The organism is Streptomyces sp. NPDC048277 (assembly GCF_040652235.1).
In the GTDB taxonomy this organism is placed as follows: domain Bacteria; phylum Actinomycetota; class Actinomycetes; order Streptomycetales; family Streptomycetaceae; genus Streptomyces.
The window spans coordinates 74,667-92,336 of the sequence record NZ_JBEZLQ010000036.1; the positions used below are offsets into that span (position 1 = coordinate 74,667).

The window sequence follows — 17,670 nt, forward strand, 5'->3', positions numbered from 1 at the left end:
TTCGGCGCCGACGCCAAACTACCAACGCCTTCGGCCGCGAAGAAAGGGGCGTGCACCGAATTATTGGGGCGGTTGGTCTATTATTCTCGGAATGCAAAAAAGCGTACCGCTCACCGGGAAACCGGCCCCGGGAGCGGTACGCGAGGTGCTAGTCAGCCGCGGGTGAGGTCCAGCGCGATGTCCACGATCATGTCCTCCTGCCCGCCGACCAGCCCGCGCCGGCCGACCTCCTCCAGAATGGTGCGGGCGTCCAGGCCGTAGTGTTCGGCGGCCGCCTCGGCATGGCGCAGGAAACTGGAGTACGCACCGGCGTAGCCGAGGGTGAGGGTCTCGCGGTCGACGCGTACCGGCCGGTCCTGCAGGGGCCGTACGAGATCCTCGGCGGCGTCCTGGAGCGCGTGCAGATCGCAGTCGTGCTTCCAGCCCTGGAGGTTGGCGACGGCGACGAACGGTTCGATCGGGCAGTTGCCCGCGCCGGCGCCCTGCCCCGCGAGCGACGCGTCGACCCGGGTGACCCCCTCCTCCACCGCCACCACCGAGTTGGCGACCGAGAGGGAGAGGTTCTCGTGGGCGTGGATGCCGATCTGGGTCTCCGGGTCGAGTACGTCCCGGTAGGCGCGGATGCGGTCGCGGACACCGTCCATGGTGAGGCGGCCGCCGGAGTCGGTGACGTAGACGCAGTGCGCGCCGTAGGACTCCATGAGCTTCGCCTGCCCGGCGAGGACCTCCGGGGACGCCATGTGGGCCATCATCAGGAAGCCGCTCACGTCCATGCCCAGCTCCCGTGCGGTGGCGATGTGCTGGGCCGCCACGTCCGCCTCCGTGCAGTGGGTGGCGATGCGCACCGAGCGGACGCCGAGGGCGTAGGCCCGCTTCAGCTCCACGATGGTGCCGATGCCGGGCAGCAGGAGGGAGGTGAGCACCGCGCGGTCGATGGCGTCGGCCGCCGCCTCGATCCACTCCCAGTCGGTGTTGCTGCCCGGGCCGTAGTTGAGGCTGCCGCCGGCCAGGCCGTCGCCGTGGGCGACCTCGATCGCGTCCACGCCCGCCCGGTCGAGGGCGGCGGAGATCTTCGACACGAACTCGGGGGTGATCCGGTGCCGGATGGCGTGCATGCCGTCCCGGAGGGTGACGTCCTGGACGTAGAGCCTGCGGGTCACTTGGTCACCTCACGAGTGCGCTGGGCGATGCGTTCGGCGACGCGCAGGGCGGCCGAGGTCATGATGTCCAGGTTGCCGGCGTAGGCGGGCAGGTAGTGGGCGGCGCCCTCGACCTCCAGGAAGACGGAGACCTTGGTGGCGGGCGTCTCGGAGACGTCGTCGGGCAGCAGGGTGTGCACCGGGTCACCGGCCGCGACCGGGGTGAACTGGACCTCCTGCTTGAGCCGGTAGCCGGGCACGTACTCGGCGACCGCGGCCACCATCTCCGCCACCGAGGCACGGATCGCGTCGTGGTCGGCGTCGCCGATCAGGCAGTACACCGTGTCCCGCATGATGAGCGGCGGCTCGGCCGGGTTGAGGACGATGACGGCCTTGCCCCGGCGGGCACCGCCCACCCGCTCGATGGCACCGGCGGTGGTCTCGGTGAACTCGTCGATGTTGGCCCGGGTGCCGGGTCCCGCCGACCGGGAGGCGATCGAGGCGACGATCTCGGCATAGGGCACCGGTGTGACGCGGCTGACCGCGTGCACGATCGGGATGGTCGCCTGGCCGCCGCAGGTGACCAGGTTCAGGTTGTCGACATCGTTGGCGAGGTGCTCGTCCAGGTTGACCGGCGGGACGACATACGGTCCGAGGGCCGCCGGGGTGAGGTCGACCAGGCGCTTGCCGTACGGGGCGAGCTTCTTGGCGTTCTCGATGTGGGCCTTGGCGGAGGTCGCGTCGAAGACGATGCCGATGTCGTCGAAGCCGTCCATCCGGATCAGGCCGTCCACGCCCTCGTGGGTGACGGGCACCTTCAGCCGGGCGGCGCGCGCCAGACCGTCCGACTCCGGGTCGATGCCCACCATCGCGGCCATCTCCAGGGTGTCGGACAGGCGCAGCACCTTGATCATCAGGTCGGTGCCGATGTTGCCGGAGCCGATTACGGCCACCTTGGTCTTCGTCATCCTTCTTGGTCCTTGGGTGAGAAGGTCGCGGTCACCGGGCCGAGGCCGCCGGTCATCTCGGCCCGTACGGTGATTCCTGGCGGGGTGGGCACGAGCGGACCCAGGGCGCCGGACAGGACGACCTGCCCGGCGCGCAGGGGGTCGCCGAACTCCCGGGCGGTGCGGGCGAGCCACAGCAGCGCGGCGAGCGGATCGCCCAGGCAGGCGGCGCCGTTGCCCGCGGAGGCGAGCTCGCCGTCGGCGTACAGCCGCATGGTCACGTCCCGGGGTGTGAACTCCCCGAGGCCCACCCGCTGTTCACCGAGTACGAACAGCCCGCTGGAGGCGTTGTCGGCGACCGTGTCCGTGATCGCGATGTCCCAGCCGGCCACCCGGCTGTCGACGATCTCCAGTGCGGCCACGGCGTATCCGACCGCCGAGCGGACCCGGTCGAGGTCCAGGTCGCCGGTGTCCAGGTCGGCGGCGAGCACGAACGCGATCTCCGCCTCGACCCGGGGCTGGAGCAGCCGCCCGCTCGGGACGGCCGGGTGGGCGGTGACGTCCATGTCGTCCAGCAGGACACCGAAGTCGGGCCGGTCGACGCCCACTTGGCGCTGCACCGACTCGGACGTCAGCCCGATCTTGCGCCCGACGACCCGTGCCCCGCCGGCGATCCGCTCGCCGACGACGCGTCGCTGGACGGCGTACGCGAGGCTGATGTCGGCCGGTCCCAGCAGGTCCCGTACGGGTGCGCAGGGTTGGTGGTCGCGGGCCGCCCGGGTGAGTCGCGCGGCCGCCTCCGCGACGGCGGTCTCCCGGTCCGCGACCGCCGTCGGTTCCCAAACGTCTGTCATCGCCATCCTCACCTCGTGCCGGCCTTCAGCGTGGGCCGCCGTCCGGGACGGCCGTTCCGGGTGTTCCGCTCACCGGGACTCGAAAGCCCCCCTCGGCCCGCTCACGGTGGGGCGATCAGCCGTGCGGCCAGGCGCAGGTCCGCGTTCCCCTGCTCGGTGGAGATCTCCTCGGTCAGCATGGCCACGAACACCCCCCACCAGCTGTAGACGAGCAGCCGCACCCTGCTGCGCGCGGTCACGGGATCCGACCGGCCCCCGAGCACCCGCAGCAGCCGCTGTCCCAGTGCGCTCTCCACGATGTCGATCCGGGCCGGGACGACGCTCGTGTACTCCGTGAACGACGACAGCGCCACCGCCGAGGCCAGCAGCCGGCTGCCGAGCAGCCGGCCGCTGAGCGCGACGAGCGTCTCGCCCACCTCGGTCGCGCGGTCGGCCCCGGGGGTGTCGTCGCAACCGTGGTCACAGCCGCCCAGGAACCGCTCGATGTGCCACTCCAGCACCGCCAGGAACAGGTACGGCTTGGACGGGAAGTAGCGGTACAGCGTGGCGATCGCGACCCCGGCCTCCTTGGCCACGTCGTGCATCTGCACGTTCGCCAGTCCCTCGCGGGTACCGAGGTCGGAGGCGGCGCGCAGGATGCGGACCCGGCGGGCGGCCTGGCCGTTCGACATCGGTGCGGCGGGCCGCCGTGCCGTCAGGGGTCTCGCCACGCGTTCTCCCCCTCCCGTGCCGGGAGCTGCCGCCGGCCGGTGCTCAGCCGGCCTCCGGGCGGGTCAGGAAGGCCAGTACCGCGCTCTCCCAGGCCTCCTTCTGCTCGATCATCGCCCAGTGCCCGCAGTCCGGCAGCACATGCAACTCGGCCCTGGGCATGGTGCGCAGCGGCAGCAGCGCGCTCTCCAGCGGGGTGACCCGGTCGTCCCGGCCCCAGGTCAGCAGGGTGGGCGCGGTCACCTTGTGGAGGGCGGCCCAGACGGGCTGGTCGGCGTGGGCCTGGGCGGCCTGCAGCGCGGCCATCGCCTGCCGGCCGTAGATCCGGCGGGAGGCTTCCAGGGTGGCCGGATCGGTGGCGCTCGCCCAGCGCTCCTCGAGCAGTTCGTCGGTGAGCAGTGCCGGGTCGTGCACCATCGACCTGAGCCAGCGGACGAGGTTGTCCCGGGTGGGGTCCTCGGCGAAGTCCACCAGCAGGTTCAGTCCTTCGCTGGGCGCCGGGGACAGGATGTTGCGCCCCACACCGCCGATGGTCACGATCCTGCGGAACAGGTCCTTGTGCGCGACCGCGAGTCCCACGGCGACGAAGCCGCCCATGGAGTTGCCGATGACGTCGACGCGGTCGAGACCGAGACCGTCCAGGAAGCGCAGCACCGCCTTGGGGGCGGCCACCATCGGGTTCTCGGCGGTCGGGTCGCTCACGCCGAAGCCGGGGAACTCCAGTGCCAGGCAGCGGAAGTGCCGGGCGAGCACGGGAAGGTTGCCGCGGTAGTTGCGCCAGCCCGTCACGCCCGGCCCCGACCCGTGCAGCAGGAGGAGCGGGGGCCCGTCGCCCACCTCGTGGTAGCGCAAGGTGCCTTCGTCGGTGCTCAGTTCACGCAGGGTGTCGTCGTAGCTCGGTGTCATGACGGCCACCGTCCCATCGCGGGCGGGGCGGTCGCCGTATCCCTCCCGATCAGTGGGACGGGCCCGGCGGTGGCTGTACCGGGCTGTCTACCGTCGCAGACGTACGTGACACCGGGGCCCCGACGGCCGCCCCGGATCTGACCAATGTGAGGGGAGGGCCTGATGGGCGTGCGCTCACTCGGGTACCTGCGTCTGGAGTCCAACGACCTCGACCGGTGGAAGGCGTTCGGCGCCGACTTCCTCGGTCTGATGCCCGTCGAGGGCGCTGATTCGGAGTCCCTGTCCTTCCGGATGGACGACTACCCGGCCCGCATCGTGGTCGCTCCGGGTGCCCAGAACGGGATGACGGCGCTGGGCTTCGAGGTGCTCGACGAGCGGGAGCTGGCGCGGCTGGTCGCGGACGTCGAGAAGGCGGGCATCAAGGTGACCGCCGGCACCGAGGCCGAGGCGGCGGAGCGGCGGGTGACGGGCTTCGTCAAGTTCAACGACCCGGGCGGGAACGCGGTCGAGCTGTTCTACGGCACCGTGCTCGACCATGTGCCCGTGCAGACGCCGCTGGTCTCCGAGTTCGTCACCGGTGACATGGGATTCGGGCATGCGATCGTCTCCGCCGAGGACGCCCGGACCACGTTCGAGTTCTATGTGAACGTCCTCGGCTTCGTCGAGCGGAACACGATGCGCTCGCCCGGTGGCACGACGTGGTTCATGGGGTGCAACCCGCGGCACCACACGCTCGGGGTGACGCCGATGCCCGGTCCCGGGCGGCTGCTGCACTTCATGGTCGAGGCGGCGACCCTGGACGACGTGGGGCGCGCCCTCGACCGGGCCGCCAAGTACGAGGTGCCGATGATGCACTCGCTCGGCAAGCACACCAACGACCACATGGTGTCGTTCTACGTCTGGTCGCCGGAGAACTACGCCGTCGAGTTCGGCTGGAACGGTCTGAAGGTGCCGGAGCCCGTCCCCGTGTACGAGATCACGGACGGGGCGTTCTGGGGCCACCACTTCACCCCGCCGCAGCCGGCCGGCTGAGCCGCCGGTGAACGGTGAGCCCCACGGCCGACGGGCCCTGGGGCTCACTCGTGTCCGGGGTTCAGCGGACGGTGACAGCCCGTTCCGGGCAGGCCGACTCGCCTTCGCGGGCGGCCGGTTCGAGTTCCTCCGGCACGTCCGTGTCGAAGGGCAGCGCGTAGCCGTCGTCGTCGAGCCGGAAGAGCTCGGGTGCAGCCGCCGCGCATCGGGCGTGTCCGGAGCACGCCGTCCTGTCAATGGTGATCTTCATATGACAGCTCCGATTCCAGAGGTGGTGGGCCGGGGCCGGAAGGCCGTGTCCGGCGTCCGGGTCCCGTCGAGTCTCCAGCACCAGCACATCGTGTGAACCGAACATGTCCCAGCAGCCGGGAGTCACCGGCTTTCCCGGCAGAAGGAGCCCCCATGGGTCGAGTACAGGGCAAGGCCGTGTTCATCACGGGAGCCGCGCGCGGTCAGGGCAGGGCCCAGGCGGTCCGGCTCGCCGCGGAGGGCGCCGACATCATCGCCGTGGACCTCTGTGCGGACATCGCCACCAACGGCTATCCGCTGGCCACCGAGGAGGACCTCCAGGAGACCGTGCGCAGGGTCGAGAAGCTCGGCCGGCGCATCGTCGCGCGCAAGGCCGATGTACGGGATCCGGCGGCGCTCAGGGCGGCCGTCGCCGAGGGGGTCGCCGAACTGGGGCGGCTCGACGCCGTCGTCGCCCAGGCCGGTATCTGCCCGCTGGGGCCCGACAGGACCGCGCAGGCGTTCATCGACGCCGTCACCGTCGACTTCAACGGCGTCGTCCACGCCGTCGACGCGGCGCTGTCCCATCTGCCGGACGGCGCCTCGATCGTCGCCACCGGATCCCTCGCGGGGCTCACCCCGGCCACCACCGACAACCCGGCCAACGGGCCCGGCGGGCTGGGCTATTCGCTGGCGAAGCGTCAAGTGGCGGCTTTCGTGCACGACTTGGCGACGGTTCTCGCCCCCCGGCGGATCCGGGTCAACGCGGTGCACCCCACCAACGTCAACACCGACATGCTCAACAGCGACCTCATGTACCGGACGTTCCGCCCCGACCTGGAGAACCCGAGCCGCGAGGACGCCCTGCCGTCCTTCCCCGCGACGACGGGCTTCGGCATTCCCTATGTCGAGCCGGAGGACATCGCCGAGACCGTGCTGTTCCTCGTCTCCGACGAGTCCCGTTACGTGTCCGGGATGCAGATGCGCGTGGACGCGGCCGGCTACGTCAAGAGGCGTCCGCAACTTCCCACGTTCTGAGCACCTTTGACGGTACATCGGGCTCGGGGTGCCGAGGTGGCGGCACATCCGGTGGCGGGCCGGCGCCGCGGCACCCTGTGCGATCGCGTCGAGGAGGCGCGGGGACGTGCCGGACCTCATCGGCGGCCGCGTCCCCGGGCAGCGGCCGGCCGTGGCCGCAGACGTGCCTGCGGAACAGCTCGGTGATGACGGCGAGGAAGGGCGACGGCCTTCGCCAGGCGCTCGGCGATGCCGGGTTCGACGGCGTTGCGGACCATGCGCAGGTCGTCGGCGGTGACACCCCGGTACTCCAGGAACAGCGCCACCGTGCCGATGCCGACCCGCGGTCCGGGCTCGGTGACGATCAGCCCGCCGCCGGGACCGCGCCGCGTCCGGGCGTCCTGGTGGTGCCCGACCAGCCGTACCGCCTCGCGCAGCAGGGCGCGGCTCATCCCGAGCCGCGCCCGCAACTGCCTCTCCGATCCCAGCGATTCACCTACCGGCGGGCTCGGGCCCGGGGTCCGCTCACCACTCCAGCCGGAGCTCCTTGATGCCGTACATGTTGCCGTGCTGCCACAGCTCCTGGCCAGGCGCGATCCGGTAGTCGGGGATGCGCCGGTGCCATTCCTCGACGGCCGCGTTGAGTTCGAGGCGGGCGAGGTGGGAGCCGAGGCAGCGGTGCGGGCCGGAGCCGAACGCGATGTGGTTGGTGGCCTTGCGGTGCAGGTCCACCTCGCGCGGGTTCTCGTAGCGGCCGGGGTCGCGGTTGGTGACCGCGAGCGGGAGCATCACCATCTCCCCGGCCTTGACCGGGCAGCCGCCGATCTCGACGTCCCGGGTGGCCTTGCGTGCCGGGACGACGAACGAGTAGACGCGCAGGGTCTCTTCGACCCCGGTGGGGATCAGGGAGGGGTCGGCGAGGATCTCGGCACGCTGTTCCGGGTGTGTGGCGAAGTGGTACAGGGCCCAGCCGATCGAGATCGGCACGGTGTCGAAGCCGGCCTGGAACATCAGGATGCAGAAGGCGTGCATGTCCCGGTCGTCGATCGGCTCGCCGTCGATGGTCCAGGTCATGGCGTGGGAGAGCAGGTCGTCGCGCGGTGTCCTGCGGCGCAGGGCGATCTGTTCCTCGAAGTAGGCGGACACCGCCCGCATGGCGGTCAGCTGGCGGGTGCCGTCCGGGTCCTCGCCGTGGGAGAGGTGCAGCAGCTCCCGGGTCCAGGCGAGGAAGGTGGGCAGGTCCTCCTCGGGCAGGCCCATCAGGCGCATGAAGACCAGGGTCGGGAAGCGGCGGGCGAAGTCGTCGAGGACGTCGGCGCCGTCGCGGTCCTTGAGCGCGTCGATCATCTCCGCCGCGATCCGGCGGACCTCCGGTTCCTTGGCGGCCACGGTGCCCGGGGAGAAGTAACGGCCCAGCAGGCGCCGCCACACGCTGTGGGTGGGCGGGTCCAGCATCTCGGGGATCCACAGGAACCTCGGGTCGGGGTCCAGTGCCGTCACCGACTTGTTGGAGAACGTCCGCCAGTCCTGCAGCGCCTGCTGCACGGCCGGGCCGTCCGTGACGACCCAGAACCCGCGGGCGACGGTGCTGCGGAACCCGGAGTGGGTGCCGGCCATCTCGTCCCAGCGCTCCTGGTGGCTGAGCACCGGGCCGCCGAGACGGTTGTCGAAGTCGTAGGCCGGCAGCCCGTCGTACGTACCCTCGGGCTCGTCGAGCGTCGTGCTCATCTGGGCTCCTCTCGCCCTGTGTCCGCCATCCAGTTCTAAATAAGTGTACTGATTTAGCGGATCGCGTCGAGGATGTGGCCACTGAGCGGGATTCGGCTCCTCAGGCACCCGTGTCGAGCGAACGTGTGCGGTGCGCACGACAGCGGCGCGGCGGACACCCTCGTCCACCGCGCCGCCCGGCCGTGCGCCCCCCCTGCCGGGGCCTCAGATCTCTTCGCCCACGGGAGCAAGCTTCCGGCTCGTGTCGAAGCCGACCACCTTGGCGAGGGTGCCGCCGAGGATGGCGGCGCGGTCCTCGTCGCCGACCCCCTCGAAGTTCTCGGCGACGCACTCGGCACTGCTGCGGAAGGTGCCCTCCGCGTGCGGGTAGTCGTTGCCCCACATCACCGTGGACAGACCGGTGATGTGACGTGCCTTCACGGCCGTCGGGTCGTCCGCGAACTGCACATGGATCTGGCGGCGGACGTACTCGGTGGGCTTGAGCGGGTACGGCCACCGGTCGTTGACGGCGAACAGCCGTCCCATCGCGGGCTGTTCCTTCGGTCCGCGGCTGTCGTCCCAGAACCCGAGCCACCAGTCGGGGTCCTGACCGGTGCCGGTCTTCCAGGCCTTGTCCATGTAGCCCATGAAGGAGACCAGCCAGCCGGCCGTGTACTCGATGAGGTTGAAGTGCAGATCGGGGTAGCGCTCGCACACCCCGCCGCCGACCAGGCCGGCGATGATGCCCTGCGGGCCGGCCACCGCCGAGCCGACCGCGGTGCCCATGGTGCGCCCGGCGACCATGTCGTCGGTCAGGTTGCCCCTGCCCATGTTCATCGCCGTCATCAGGCCCCGGACGGTCAGCGCCGTCTCGGACACCGCTTCCTTGACCCGCACCCCGCCGGTGGCGACATGGATGAACACCGGCAGCCCGTGCGCCTGGGCGGCGGCCCAGACGGGGTCGTACTCCCGCGCGTAGTAGGGCAGGGGCGGGATCTCCGGCAGGAGGATCGCGCCGATCCCGAGCCGCGCGACCCGCTCGATCTCCGCCACGGCCTCGGGGACGTCCGTGAGCGGGATGGCCGCCGTCGGGCGCAGCCGGTCCTTGTACGGCAGATACCGCTCGACGAGATAGTCGTTCCAGACGCGGGCGTGGGCCATGGAGAGCTTGTGGTCGTCGGTGAAGAGGACGAACAGCGAGAGGTTCGGGAACATCACCGAGGCGTCCACGCCGTCGAGGTTCATGTCCCGGATGATGTGCTCCGGATCGCCGTCCGGGGTCTCTCCGCCGATCTGGCGGTACTTGGAGATGGTCCAGCCGTCGAAACCGATGGTGTGCAGCTTCTTGAACTCGGTGTGCCCGCCGTCGACGATCGGCTCGTCGAGTGTGAACTCCTCTTCCCACAGGGCCCGTTCGCGCAGATCCCGGGGCAGCCGGGTCTTGAAGAGATCGACCGGCTCGATGATGTGCGAGTCGCCGGACACGACAAATTCCTTGAACACAGGCGGCACCTCTTTCGAACATCGTCGTTCGTGGGAGAACCCAATTCGCGGATGATGCGAAGTTAGCTGTACCGCACGGTCTAGTCAATGATTCGGCATATGGAATAAGGGAGATCCAAAACTCCTGGAAAACCTGACAGATTACTGACGAATCAAATAAGGGCACTCGATTGGGCACGGCTGTGGCCGGGTCCCGCGCCCGGCAGCGCGGGACCCGGCCGCAGGAGGCGACGCGGGCGCTAGACGGTCACCGGTTCCGTGGCCGCCGTCCCGGCCAGCTCCTGCTCCTCGGACTTGATCGCGCGCAGCAGCACGATCGGCGTGGCGATCTTCCAGACGAAGTACGTGAGCATCGGGATGGTGTTGGCCAGTACGCCGTTCCAGGCCAGCGGACCGGTCTTGAAGAGGTAGACGAAGGCCCCGGGGATGAGCAGGACCCCCAGCACCAGGCTGAGCCAGCCGTACCAGCGCGGGAAGACCGGACGCTCACGCCGGTCGACGAACGACGCGTATCCGATCGACCAGACCTGCAGCACGAAGATGCAGGCGTTGCCGACCAGCATCAGCCAGAATATGTCGCTCATCGCGGCCAGCACGTCCGGGGAATGGATCTCCGGCCGGTAGGCCGCCGCGGACAGGATCGCGAGCGGGAAGAAGAACCCCAGCGGAGCGACGACGCCCGTGGTGAGCTGGATCATGGACAGCAGGCCCCAGCCGCCCTCGACCCGGCGCATCTGAAGGCTCGTCACGATCACGTACGGGTACTCGAAGGGGACCGTGAGCACCATCAGCACGACACACCACAGGATCCCGGTCCGGTGGTCCTGGAGGAACGTGACGATGTCCGCGGGGCTTTTCGTCGGACTCATCGGGGTGAGGATGTCACCCGCGCTGAAGGCCGCGATGAATCCGACCAGCAGGACGAATCCGCACCACGCCGACACTCGTTCCAGTCTTAGGTAGAGGTCTTTCCGCATCTGCAACTCCTTTGTTGACCAACGGCGTTGTCCGACGGCGTCGCCCAACGCCCCCTTTCGTCCCATGCGCCGTCGCTCAGATCAGGACGCGCATCGCCTCGGGCAGTTCGAGCCCCATCCGGGCCAGGGCGTTGGCGTGGTACGCCGTGCCGGGCACATGGATCATGTGCTGGAGTCCGACGTGGGCGTCCCGCCAGTAGCGCTGGATCGGGTTGCCGCGCCGGATGGCGTTGCCTCCGGAGCGCGCGAAGATCTCGTCCAGGGCGGACACCGCGCGCCAGGCGCAACGGACCTGGTTGCGCCGTACGTCCGCCCGGTCCTCGATGGTCACCGGCCGGCCGGACTCGACCTGGTCGTACAGCCGGCTGATGCCGTCGATGAGCTGGACCCGGGAGGCGGCGATCTCGGCGGCGGCCTCCCCCGCCGCGTACAGCACGTACGGGTCGTCGCGCACCTGGACGCCGGTCACGGCCACCCGGTCGCGCTGCTGGGCGAGGTGGACGGCGAGCGCGCCCTCGCAGATGCCGATGACCGCGGCGGTGATGCCGAGCGGGAACATCGAGGCGAAGGGCAGCCGGTACAGCGGCTCGGTGAGTCCGACCGCCTCCGCCGCGGCTCCCTCCTGGACCGACTCCTGCCGGATGGCGCGGTGTTCGGGGATGAACGCCTTGTCCACCACGACGTCCTTGCTGCCGGTCCCGGAGAGCCCGATCACGTCCCAGGTGCCGTCGACGATCTCGTAGTCGGAGCGGGGCAGTACGACGTGCAGCACCGTGACGGGCCCGGCGGGCCTGCCCGTTCCGTCCCCGAGGAGCGCGCCGAGGAAGTCCCAGCGGCAGTGGTCGCTGCCCGAGGAGAACGGCCAGCGGCCGCTGAGGACATAGCCGCCGTCCACCGGCTCGGCGATGCCGTTGGGCATGTAGGGCGAGGCGATCCAGGTGTCCGGGTCGTCGCCCCACACCTCGTGGGCGAGCCGCGGGTCCATCTGGGCCAGCTCCCACGGGTGGACGCCGACGACTCCGCAGACCCAGCCCGCCGCACCGTCGTGCCGCGCGACCGCCATCACCGCCTCCGCGAAGTCCCGGGGATGGGCGGCGAATCCGCCGTACTCCTTGGGCTGCAGCAGCCGTATCACCCCTGCGGAACGCAGCAGTTGGACGGTACGGTCGCTCAACCTGCCGAGTGACTCGTTCTCGTCGGCCAGTGCGGCCAGTTCAGGACCCGACTCCTCGACACGGCCGACCACTTCATGCGTCACTCCGCACACCTCCCGGTGACTGGTCCCTCGCACGCGCCGCCGCGCGGCCCGCGGCGGGCTGGCCTCAGTGTCGGGGCACCGGACCGGCTTGCGAGGCGCGCTTTCCGCTGACCGGGACAGGTGTGCCGGCACGGGTGACACGGGGCCGCAGCGCGGCGGACGAGCGGCCCCGGAACGCGGAGAACCACACCCCGGCGCCGTAGGCGAGGTCGTCGAGGCGGCGGGCGACGGCGTAGCGGAGGGGATCGAGCGTGGCCTGATCAGGTCGGTACTCAAGTGCGATATCAGCCACGGCGGCGATCGCCGTGGCCCGTCGCACCCGGCCGGAGAGCGCACAGCCCACGGCCGTCAGCGGCCACCAGTGGCGGGTCAGCAGCGCCGAGGTCTGTGCCAGGGTGGCGAGGGCGCCGTTGGCGGTGAGCCGTACGGCCAGCCGGTACGGGTGCCGGGTGCCGTCGAGCTTGCGGGCGATACGGGCGGTCACGACACCGAGGACGGCCGCGCCGGCCGGGACGGACCAGCGCCGGCCGGCGAGCAGTACGGCCGCGAACGCCGTGCTCCACGGGGCGAACACGGCGGGTGCGACGAACCCGGGGTGCCGCTCCGCGAGGGGCTGGGCCCCGGTGCCGTAGACGGCCTTGCGCAGAAGCCAGTCCCTCGCGCGCACGCGATGCTCGTGGGCGGCCTGGACGGCCGGTTCGTAGCGCACCCGGCGGCCCGCCGCGACCAGCCGCCAGCACAGGTCGACGTCCTCTCCGACCCTCATGGCGTCGTCGAACCCCTCCCCCAGCGCGTCGACCCGCGCCACGACACAGGCGGAGGAGGCCCAGGAGACGGGGGTGCCGGGGCGTACCGGGGCCGGGTGGGCGCCGAGGTCGAGGGAGGAGCGGGAGTTCTCGTACCGGGCGATCCAGGTCGGGTCGGCGGCGGGCAGGCCGGTGATACGGGGTACGGCGGCCGCGACGCGGGGGTCGGCGAAGTGCCGGAGCAGGGTGGGGACGGTGTCGGGGTCCAGCACGATGTCGGAGTCGGCGAAGACCACGTACGGCGTGGTGACGAGCCGGAGTCCGGCGTTGCGCGCGCCCGCGGGACCGGTGTTGGCGGCCAGGGCGACGAGCCGGGCACCGTGCTCGGCGGCGACGGCGGCCACGCTCGCGGGGCGGTGCGAGGCGTCGTCGACCACGATCACCGGGTGGCCCGTGCCGATGCTGCGCAGCAGGCGGTCGAGTTGGCGGGGGCGGTCACGGACCGGTACGACGACCGTGTACCGGGCGTCGGCGGGCGCCGGGAGCGAGGCGGCGACGGGATGGGCCATGCCCGTCTCCAGCAGCCGGTCGGCGAGGAGTGCGCCCGCCGCGTCACGCACGGCCAGCCGCCGGCCGGCGAACAGCCGACGGGCCCTCGGGGTCAGCCGCAGCAGCCGGGACGGAAATCCACCGAGCAGCGCCGCACCGCCGTCGACGACCCGGGTGTGCCGGTCGAGCTCGACGACGAAGCCGAGGGGAAGCGTCATCGGCGGACTCCCTTTCGTCCAGGAGGAGTTGTCATCGACGTGCACCCGTCCGCCCGAGGGGGGCTGCCACCGGCATACACCCGTCCGCCCGAGAGAAGCCGCCACCGGCGTACATCCGTCCGCCCGCCCCCTCCGTCCGAGAGAAGGCGTGAGCGTCGTGCGCCCGTCCGTACGCGGCGATGGGTCATAGGCCTGCGCCCCGCCGTCCGGAGGGAGTTGTCACCGGTGCTCCGGCCCGGGCGGGATCGGTGAGCCGTCCCCGGCCGTCGACGGTCCACCTCGTGATCCGGCGGACCGTGACAGCCACCAGTGCCGACATCGCCCGGCGCCCCTCCTCGGCCGAGGCCCCCGCCGGATCGCCGAGGACGCCGGAGGGCGAGATCGCGCGGACGCCACGGGCCATCAGCTCGGGCAGGAGGACGGCCAGCGGACGCCGGTCACCGGCGACGGCGTCCTCGGCACGCACCCGCTCCGGCGCCAGGTGCAGGAGCACGGAGGTCTCCGCCCGGCCGGCGTGCGCGTCGCCGCCGGGCAGGTCGCAGCCGGTCCAGACGGCGTCGTGGCCCTCGGCGCGCAGCAGGGCGAGGGCCGTGTCGAGGGTGGCCGTGTTGCCGCCGTGGCCGTTGACGAACACCACGCGGCCCGCCCACAGGGACAGCGAGCGCGTCAGCTCCACGATCACCGTGCGCAACGCCTCGTGCCCGATGGACACGGTCCCGGGGAAGCCGGCGTGTTCGCCGCTCGCCCCGTACTCCAGGGCGGGCGCCACCAGCGGCGGGCCGTCCGGCCCGGCGGCGAGGGCGTCGGCCGTCCGCCGCGCGACGGCGCGGGCGACGACGGTGTCGGTGTCCAGCGGCAGATGCGGGCCGTGCTGCTCGGTGGACCCGACCGGCACCAGGACGAGCGCACCGGACGGTACGGCGGGCCAGACGGCGTCGGCCAGCACGCGCGGCATCCCGTCCCCCGGCACGGTCAGGCGGCCGGTGACGCGGGGGCGGCTGCCGGGACCGCCTGCGGAGCGGCGGGTACGTCCCCGCCCCCCAGGGTCAGCCGGAACCCGGGAGGTATCACCAGGTCCTCGGGGCGGAGGTCTCGCACGGAGGAGTGACCGAGGCCCAGGACCGCCGAGTCGAGCCCGCCGCGCAGGATGTCGAGGACGTTCTCGACACCGGCCTGCCCGTTCGCCGCGAGGCCCCACAGATAGGCGCGGCCGATCAGGACGGCGCGGGCGCCGAGGGCGAGGGCCTTGGCCACGTCGCCGCCACGGCGGACGCCGCCGTCCAGCAGGACTTCGACCTGGTCTCCGACCGCTTCCGCGATGGCCGGCAGAACGCGGATGGTGGCCGGTGTGGTGTCCAGGTTGTTGCCCCCGTGGTTGGAGACGGACAGGGCGGACACACCGGCGTCGACGGCACGCCTGGCGTCGTCCACCCGGGTGACCCCCTTGAGCAGGAAGGGCCCTCCCCACTCGGTGCGCAGCCAGGCGACGTCGTCCCAGGTGGGTGGTGTGGTCTGCATCCATTCGCCGTAGGCGCCGAAGAAGGTGGGGGCGTCGGCGCCGGGGGCGGCCAGGTTGGGCACGGCGAGGTCGGGGAGGCGGCCGGAGCGGACGTACCGCCACAACCAGTCGGCCCTGGGCAGCACTTGGGGGGCGAACCGCAGCATGGTCCTGAGGTCGAGCTTGTCCGGGATGGCCGGGCTGCCCCAGTCGCGGCCGTGCGAGAAGGACCAGTCGAGGGTGACGATGAGGGCCTTGGCGCCGGCGGCCCGCGCCCGGTCCATGCGCCGCAGCATGGCGTCGCGCGTGCCGCTCCAGTACAGCTGGAAGAACAGGTCCGGCTGGGCGTCGGCGACCTCCTCGACCGGCTTGCTCGCGAAGGAGCTGAGCCCCATGATGACGCCCCGGCCGGCGGCGGCCCGGGCGACGGCCACCTCTCCGTCGGGGTCGACGGCCTGCACGCCGGTGGGCGAGATGAGCACGGGCAGGGACGTGGGCACACCGAGCACGGTCGTGGACAGGTCGCGTTCCGCGTGATGGCCGACGACCCGTGGTGCGAAGCCCAGTTCGGCGAAGGCCGCCATGTTGTCGTCGATGGTACGGCCGCGCTCCGAGCCGGCGACGAGGGCGCCGTACACCGAACTCGGCAGCTGTCGCTTGGCCCGGCGCTGTGCCTCGGCGACCGTCTCGAACCAGCGGTTCCTAGGCATGCGCCCCGTCCCTTCCGTTCGATCCCTTCGGCCCCTTCGGCCCCTTCGGTGCCTTCGGTGTGATCCGCAGCCCGGCCAACGGGTCCTCGACGCAGTCGCGCACCGGTACGGCGGTCCGGTGGGAGTGGTCCCCGGACGGCTTGGGGAGTCCGGCCGCTCCGGCCGGGCGCAGGGCGAGGAGCTTCTCGCCGTGTCCCTGGACGCATTCGGGGTCGGGCCCGTCCAGCGGCAGCCCGGTGAAGAACTTCGCGGCCATGCAGCCGCCCTTGCAGGTGTCGTAGAACGGGCAGGAGGTGCAGGCGCCGCCGTGCTGCGGGGTGCGCAGGCGCCGGAAGAGCTCGGAGCCGCGCCAGACCTCGGCGAAGCCGCCCGGGGCGCGGACGTTGCCGGCCAGGAACTCCTCGTGGATGGCGAAGGGGCAGGCGTAGACGTCTCCGACCGGGTCGATCAGGCAGACGACGCGTCCGGCGCCGCAGAGGTTGAGGCCGGGCAGGGGCTCGCCGTAGCCGGCGAGGTGGAAGAAGGAGTCGCCGGTCAGCACGTTGTCGCCGTGCGCGAGCAGCCAGTCGTACAGCTCCCGTTGCTGTCCGGCCCTCGGATGCAGGTCGTCCCAGACGTCCGCGCCGCGGCCGGAGGGACGCAGCCGGGTCAGGCGGAGCTGGGCGCCGAAGCGGTCGGCGAGGGCCTTGAAGTCGTCCAGCTGCGGGATGTTGTGCCGGGTGCAGACCACGGAGATCTTGAAGTTGCGCATGCCGGCCGCGGCGAGGTTCTCCAGTGCCCGGATCGCGGTGGCGTACGAACCGGGGCCGCGCACGGCGTCGTTGATGTCGGCGGTGGCGCCGTCGAGGGAGATCTGGACGTCGACGTAGTCGTTGCGGGCGAGGCGTTCGGCGGCTTCGGGGGTGATGCGGACGCCGTTGGTGGAGAACTTCACGCCGACGTGGTGGGCGGTGGCGTAGTCGAGGAGTTCGAAGAAGTCGGGGCGGACGGTGGGCTCGCCGCCGCCGATGTTGACGTAGAAGACCTGCATGGCCTCCAGTTCGTCGATGACGGCTTTGGCCTCGGCGGTGGTCAGTTCACGCGGGTCGCGGCGGCCGGAGCTGGACAGGCAGTGGGTGCAGGCCAGGTTGCAGGCGTAGGTGAGTTCCCAGGTGAGGCAGATCGGTGCGTCGAGCCCGTACTCGAACAGGTCGACCAGCCGGGAGGGAGTGGGGGCGGCCGTTGTCATGGGGTCCTCCCGATGACCATCGAGGAGTGGGCGAGTGCGGCCAGCGCCCGGGCGTAGCGCGGCAGTTCGGCCTCGCCGATGCCGGCCGTGCGGCACGCGGCCCGGGCGGTGGGGGCGTCCTTGAGGGACTGGACGGCCGTCAGCAGACGGCGGTCCTTCAGGAACGACAGCTTGCGCGTGCCGAAGTGATACAGCAGAGCGCCGAACGGTTCCGGTCGCACCGAGACCTGCGGATGCAGGTCCCAGGCGCGGTCGAGGTCCATCGTCGTCATCCGGCGGCGGCCTAGTAGACGCCGCACATGCCGTCGATCGAGACCTCCTCCAAGAGGTCCTCCGCCTCGATCAGAGAGACGGTGAGCGCGGTGTCGTCGGCCTCGGGGCCGGTCTCCTCGGCCGGGGCGACGGGGCGGAGCTCGTTCATACGGGTCTCCTTTCTTCGGACTCG

Annotated in this window: 19 protein-coding genes; 2 read left to right on the top strand and 17 right to left on the bottom strand. The window is 71.4% G+C overall.

Going from position 1 to position 17,670, the window contains the following annotated elements; genetic code table 11:
- Window positions 1–152: 152 nt before the first annotated feature.
- From dmpG to AB0D85_RS46720, 5 genes are all read right to left on the bottom strand, one after another.
- Window positions 153–1,160, bottom strand: a complete 1,008-nt coding sequence (gene dmpG / locus AB0D85_RS46700) for a 4-hydroxy-2-oxovalerate aldolase (protein ID WP_362335767.1) — start codon at window positions 1,158–1,160, stop codon at window positions 153–155.
- Entirely contained in the window at window positions 1,157–2,107 is a 951-nt protein-coding gene (locus AB0D85_RS46705) for an acetaldehyde dehydrogenase (acetylating) (RefSeq protein WP_362335770.1), read from the bottom strand. Before AB0D85_RS46705 ends, dmpG begins: the two co-directional genes overlap by 4 nt.
- On the bottom strand, window positions 2,104–2,940 hold the full coding sequence (locus AB0D85_RS46710) for a fumarylacetoacetate hydrolase family protein (RefSeq protein WP_362335773.1): 837 nt from the start codon (window positions 2,938–2,940) through the stop codon (window positions 2,104–2,106). Before AB0D85_RS46710 ends, AB0D85_RS46705 begins: the two co-directional genes overlap by 4 nt.
- Window positions 2,941–3,041: 101 nt before the next feature.
- On the bottom strand, window positions 3,042–3,650 hold the full coding sequence (locus AB0D85_RS46715) for a TetR/AcrR family transcriptional regulator (protein WP_362335776.1): 609 nt from the start codon (window positions 3,648–3,650) through the stop codon (window positions 3,042–3,044).
- A 43-nt stretch (window positions 3,651–3,693) separates the two neighbouring features.
- The gene (locus AB0D85_RS46720; RefSeq protein ID WP_362335779.1) at window positions 3,694–4,554 is read right to left on the bottom strand and encodes an alpha/beta fold hydrolase; all 861 of its coding nucleotides are present in this window, start codon (window positions 4,552–4,554) and stop codon (window positions 3,694–3,696) included.
- Between the two features lie 162 nt (window positions 4,555–4,716).
- On the opposite strand from AB0D85_RS46720, the gene AB0D85_RS46725 reads away from it, so the two are divergent.
- Window positions 4,717–5,586, top strand: coding sequence for a VOC family protein (locus AB0D85_RS46725; RefSeq protein ID WP_362335782.1), 870 nt, complete (start codon window positions 4,717–4,719; stop codon window positions 5,584–5,586).
- Window positions 5,587–5,647: 61 nt separating this feature from the next.
- On the opposite strand, the gene AB0D85_RS46730 is transcribed toward AB0D85_RS46725, so the two are convergent.
- Window positions 5,648–5,836, bottom strand: a complete 189-nt coding sequence (locus tag AB0D85_RS46730; protein ID WP_362335785.1) for a ferredoxin — start codon at window positions 5,834–5,836, stop codon at window positions 5,648–5,650.
- 152 nt (window positions 5,837–5,988) lie between these two features.
- On the opposite strand from AB0D85_RS46730, the gene AB0D85_RS46735 reads away from it, so the two are divergent.
- On the top strand, window positions 5,989–6,852 hold the full coding sequence (locus AB0D85_RS46735; protein ID WP_362335787.1) for a mycofactocin-coupled SDR family oxidoreductase: 864 nt from the start codon (window positions 5,989–5,991) through the stop codon (window positions 6,850–6,852).
- 116 nt (window positions 6,853–6,968) lie between these two features.
- Here the strand turns inward: AB0D85_RS46735 and AB0D85_RS46740 are convergent, their stop codons facing one another.
- The 11 genes from AB0D85_RS46740 to mftA all read right to left on the bottom strand — a co-directional run bounded on the left by AB0D85_RS46740 (window position 6,969) and on the right by mftA (window position 17,646).
- Window positions 6,969–7,283: a hypothetical protein gene (locus AB0D85_RS46740; RefSeq protein WP_362335790.1), complete on the bottom strand. Its 315-nt coding sequence runs from the start codon at window positions 7,281–7,283 to the stop codon at window positions 6,969–6,971.
- 73 nt (window positions 7,284–7,356) lie between these two features.
- Window positions 7,357–8,559 carry a cytochrome P450 gene (locus tag AB0D85_RS46745; protein ID WP_362335793.1) on the bottom strand — a complete coding sequence of 401 codons (1,203 nt, stop codon included), beginning with the start codon at window positions 8,557–8,559 and terminating at the stop codon, window positions 7,357–7,359.
- A 204-nt stretch (window positions 8,560–8,763) separates the two neighbouring features.
- Entirely contained in the window at window positions 8,764–10,023 is a 1,260-nt protein-coding gene (locus AB0D85_RS46750; protein WP_362335796.1) for an amidohydrolase family protein, read from the bottom strand.
- Window positions 10,024–10,280: 257 nt separating this feature from the next.
- A complete protein-coding gene (locus tag AB0D85_RS46755) occupies window positions 10,281–11,018 on the bottom strand; it encodes a hypothetical protein (RefSeq protein WP_362335798.1) in 738 nt (245 codons plus the stop codon).
- Window positions 11,019–11,094: 76 nt separating this feature from the next.
- Entirely contained in the window at window positions 11,095–12,276 is a 1,182-nt protein-coding gene (locus AB0D85_RS46760) for a hydroxylase (protein WP_362335801.1), read from the bottom strand.
- Between the two features lie 64 nt (window positions 12,277–12,340).
- A complete protein-coding gene (gene mftF / locus AB0D85_RS46765; protein WP_362335804.1) occupies window positions 12,341–13,789 on the bottom strand; it encodes a mycofactocin biosynthesis glycosyltransferase MftF in 1,449 nt (482 codons plus the stop codon).
- A gap of 184 nt (window positions 13,790–13,973) precedes the next feature.
- Window positions 13,974–14,744 (bottom strand): mycofactocin biosynthesis peptidyl-dipeptidase MftE, encoded by a 771-nt coding sequence (mftE, locus tag AB0D85_RS46770; RefSeq protein WP_362335807.1) that lies wholly within the window; start codon window positions 14,742–14,744, stop codon window positions 13,974–13,976.
- 17 nt (window positions 14,745–14,761) lie between these two features.
- A complete protein-coding gene (mftD, locus tag AB0D85_RS46775; RefSeq protein ID WP_362335809.1) occupies window positions 14,762–15,997 on the bottom strand; it encodes a pre-mycofactocin synthase MftD in 1,236 nt (411 codons plus the stop codon).
- Complete coding sequence (gene mftC / locus AB0D85_RS46780) at window positions 15,990–17,225, bottom strand: mycofactocin radical SAM maturase (protein WP_362335813.1); 1,236 nt, start codon at window positions 17,223–17,225, stop codon at window positions 15,990–15,992. The genes mftD and mftC overlap by 8 nt, the downstream gene beginning before the upstream one ends.
- Window positions 17,222–17,497 carry a mycofactocin biosynthesis chaperone MftB gene (mftB, locus tag AB0D85_RS46785; RefSeq protein WP_362335816.1) on the bottom strand — a complete coding sequence of 92 codons (276 nt, stop codon included), beginning with the start codon at window positions 17,495–17,497 and terminating at the stop codon, window positions 17,222–17,224. The genes mftC and mftB overlap by 4 nt, the downstream gene beginning before the upstream one ends.
- An 11-nt stretch (window positions 17,498–17,508) precedes the next feature.
- On the bottom strand, window positions 17,509–17,646 hold the full coding sequence (gene mftA / locus AB0D85_RS46790) for a mycofactocin precursor MftA (protein WP_362335819.1): 138 nt from the start codon (window positions 17,644–17,646) through the stop codon (window positions 17,509–17,511).
- Window positions 17,647–17,670: the final 24 nt, after the last annotated feature.

What these genes read in the sequence shown, in the direction of transcription:
- AB0D85_RS46705 (WP_362335770.1), bottom strand. Translation starts at nt 2,107, where the DNA reads ATGACGAAGACCAAGGTGGCCGTAATCGGCTCCGGCAACATCGGCACC.
- AB0D85_RS46710 (WP_362335773.1), bottom strand. Translation starts at nt 2,940, where the DNA reads ATGACAGACGTTTGGGAACCGACGGCGGTCGCGGACCGGGAGACCGCC.
- AB0D85_RS46720 (WP_362335779.1), bottom strand. Translation starts at nt 4,554, where the DNA reads ATGACACCGAGCTACGACGACACCCTGCGTGAACTGAGCACCGACGAA.
- AB0D85_RS46725 (WP_362335782.1), top strand. Translation starts at nt 4,717, where the DNA reads ATGGGCGTGCGCTCACTCGGGTACCTGCGTCTGGAGTCCAACGACCTC.
- AB0D85_RS46730 (WP_362335785.1), bottom strand. Translation starts at nt 5,836, where the DNA reads ATGAAGATCACCATTGACAGGACGGCGTGCTCCGGACACGCCCGATGC.
- AB0D85_RS46735 (WP_362335787.1), top strand. Translation starts at nt 5,989, where the DNA reads ATGGGTCGAGTACAGGGCAAGGCCGTGTTCATCACGGGAGCCGCGCGC.
- AB0D85_RS46740 (WP_362335790.1), bottom strand. Translation starts at nt 7,283, where the DNA reads ATGAGCCGCGCCCTGCTGCGCGAGGCGGTACGGCTGGTCGGGCACCAC.
- AB0D85_RS46745 (WP_362335793.1), bottom strand. Translation starts at nt 8,559, where the DNA reads ATGAGCACGACGCTCGACGAGCCCGAGGGTACGTACGACGGGCTGCCG.
- AB0D85_RS46755 (WP_362335798.1), bottom strand. Translation starts at nt 11,018, where the DNA reads ATGCGGAAAGACCTCTACCTAAGACTGGAACGAGTGTCGGCGTGGTGC.
- mftF (WP_362335804.1), bottom strand. Translation starts at nt 13,789, where the DNA reads ATGACGCTTCCCCTCGGCTTCGTCGTCGAGCTCGACCGGCACACCCGG.
- mftE (WP_362335807.1), bottom strand. Translation starts at nt 14,744, where the DNA reads ATGCCGCGCGTGCTGGCCGACGCCGTCTGGCCCGCCGTACCGTCCGGT.
- mftD (WP_362335809.1), bottom strand. Translation starts at nt 15,997, where the DNA reads ATGCCTAGGAACCGCTGGTTCGAGACGGTCGCCGAGGCACAGCGCCGG.
- mftC (WP_362335813.1), bottom strand. Translation starts at nt 17,225, where the DNA reads ATGACAACGGCCGCCCCCACTCCCTCCCGGCTGGTCGACCTGTTCGAG.
- mftB (WP_362335816.1), bottom strand. Translation starts at nt 17,497, where the DNA reads ATGACGACGATGGACCTCGACCGCGCCTGGGACCTGCATCCGCAGGTC.
- mftA (WP_362335819.1), bottom strand. Translation starts at nt 17,646, where the DNA reads ATGAACGAGCTCCGCCCCGTCGCCCCGGCCGAGGAGACCGGCCCCGAG.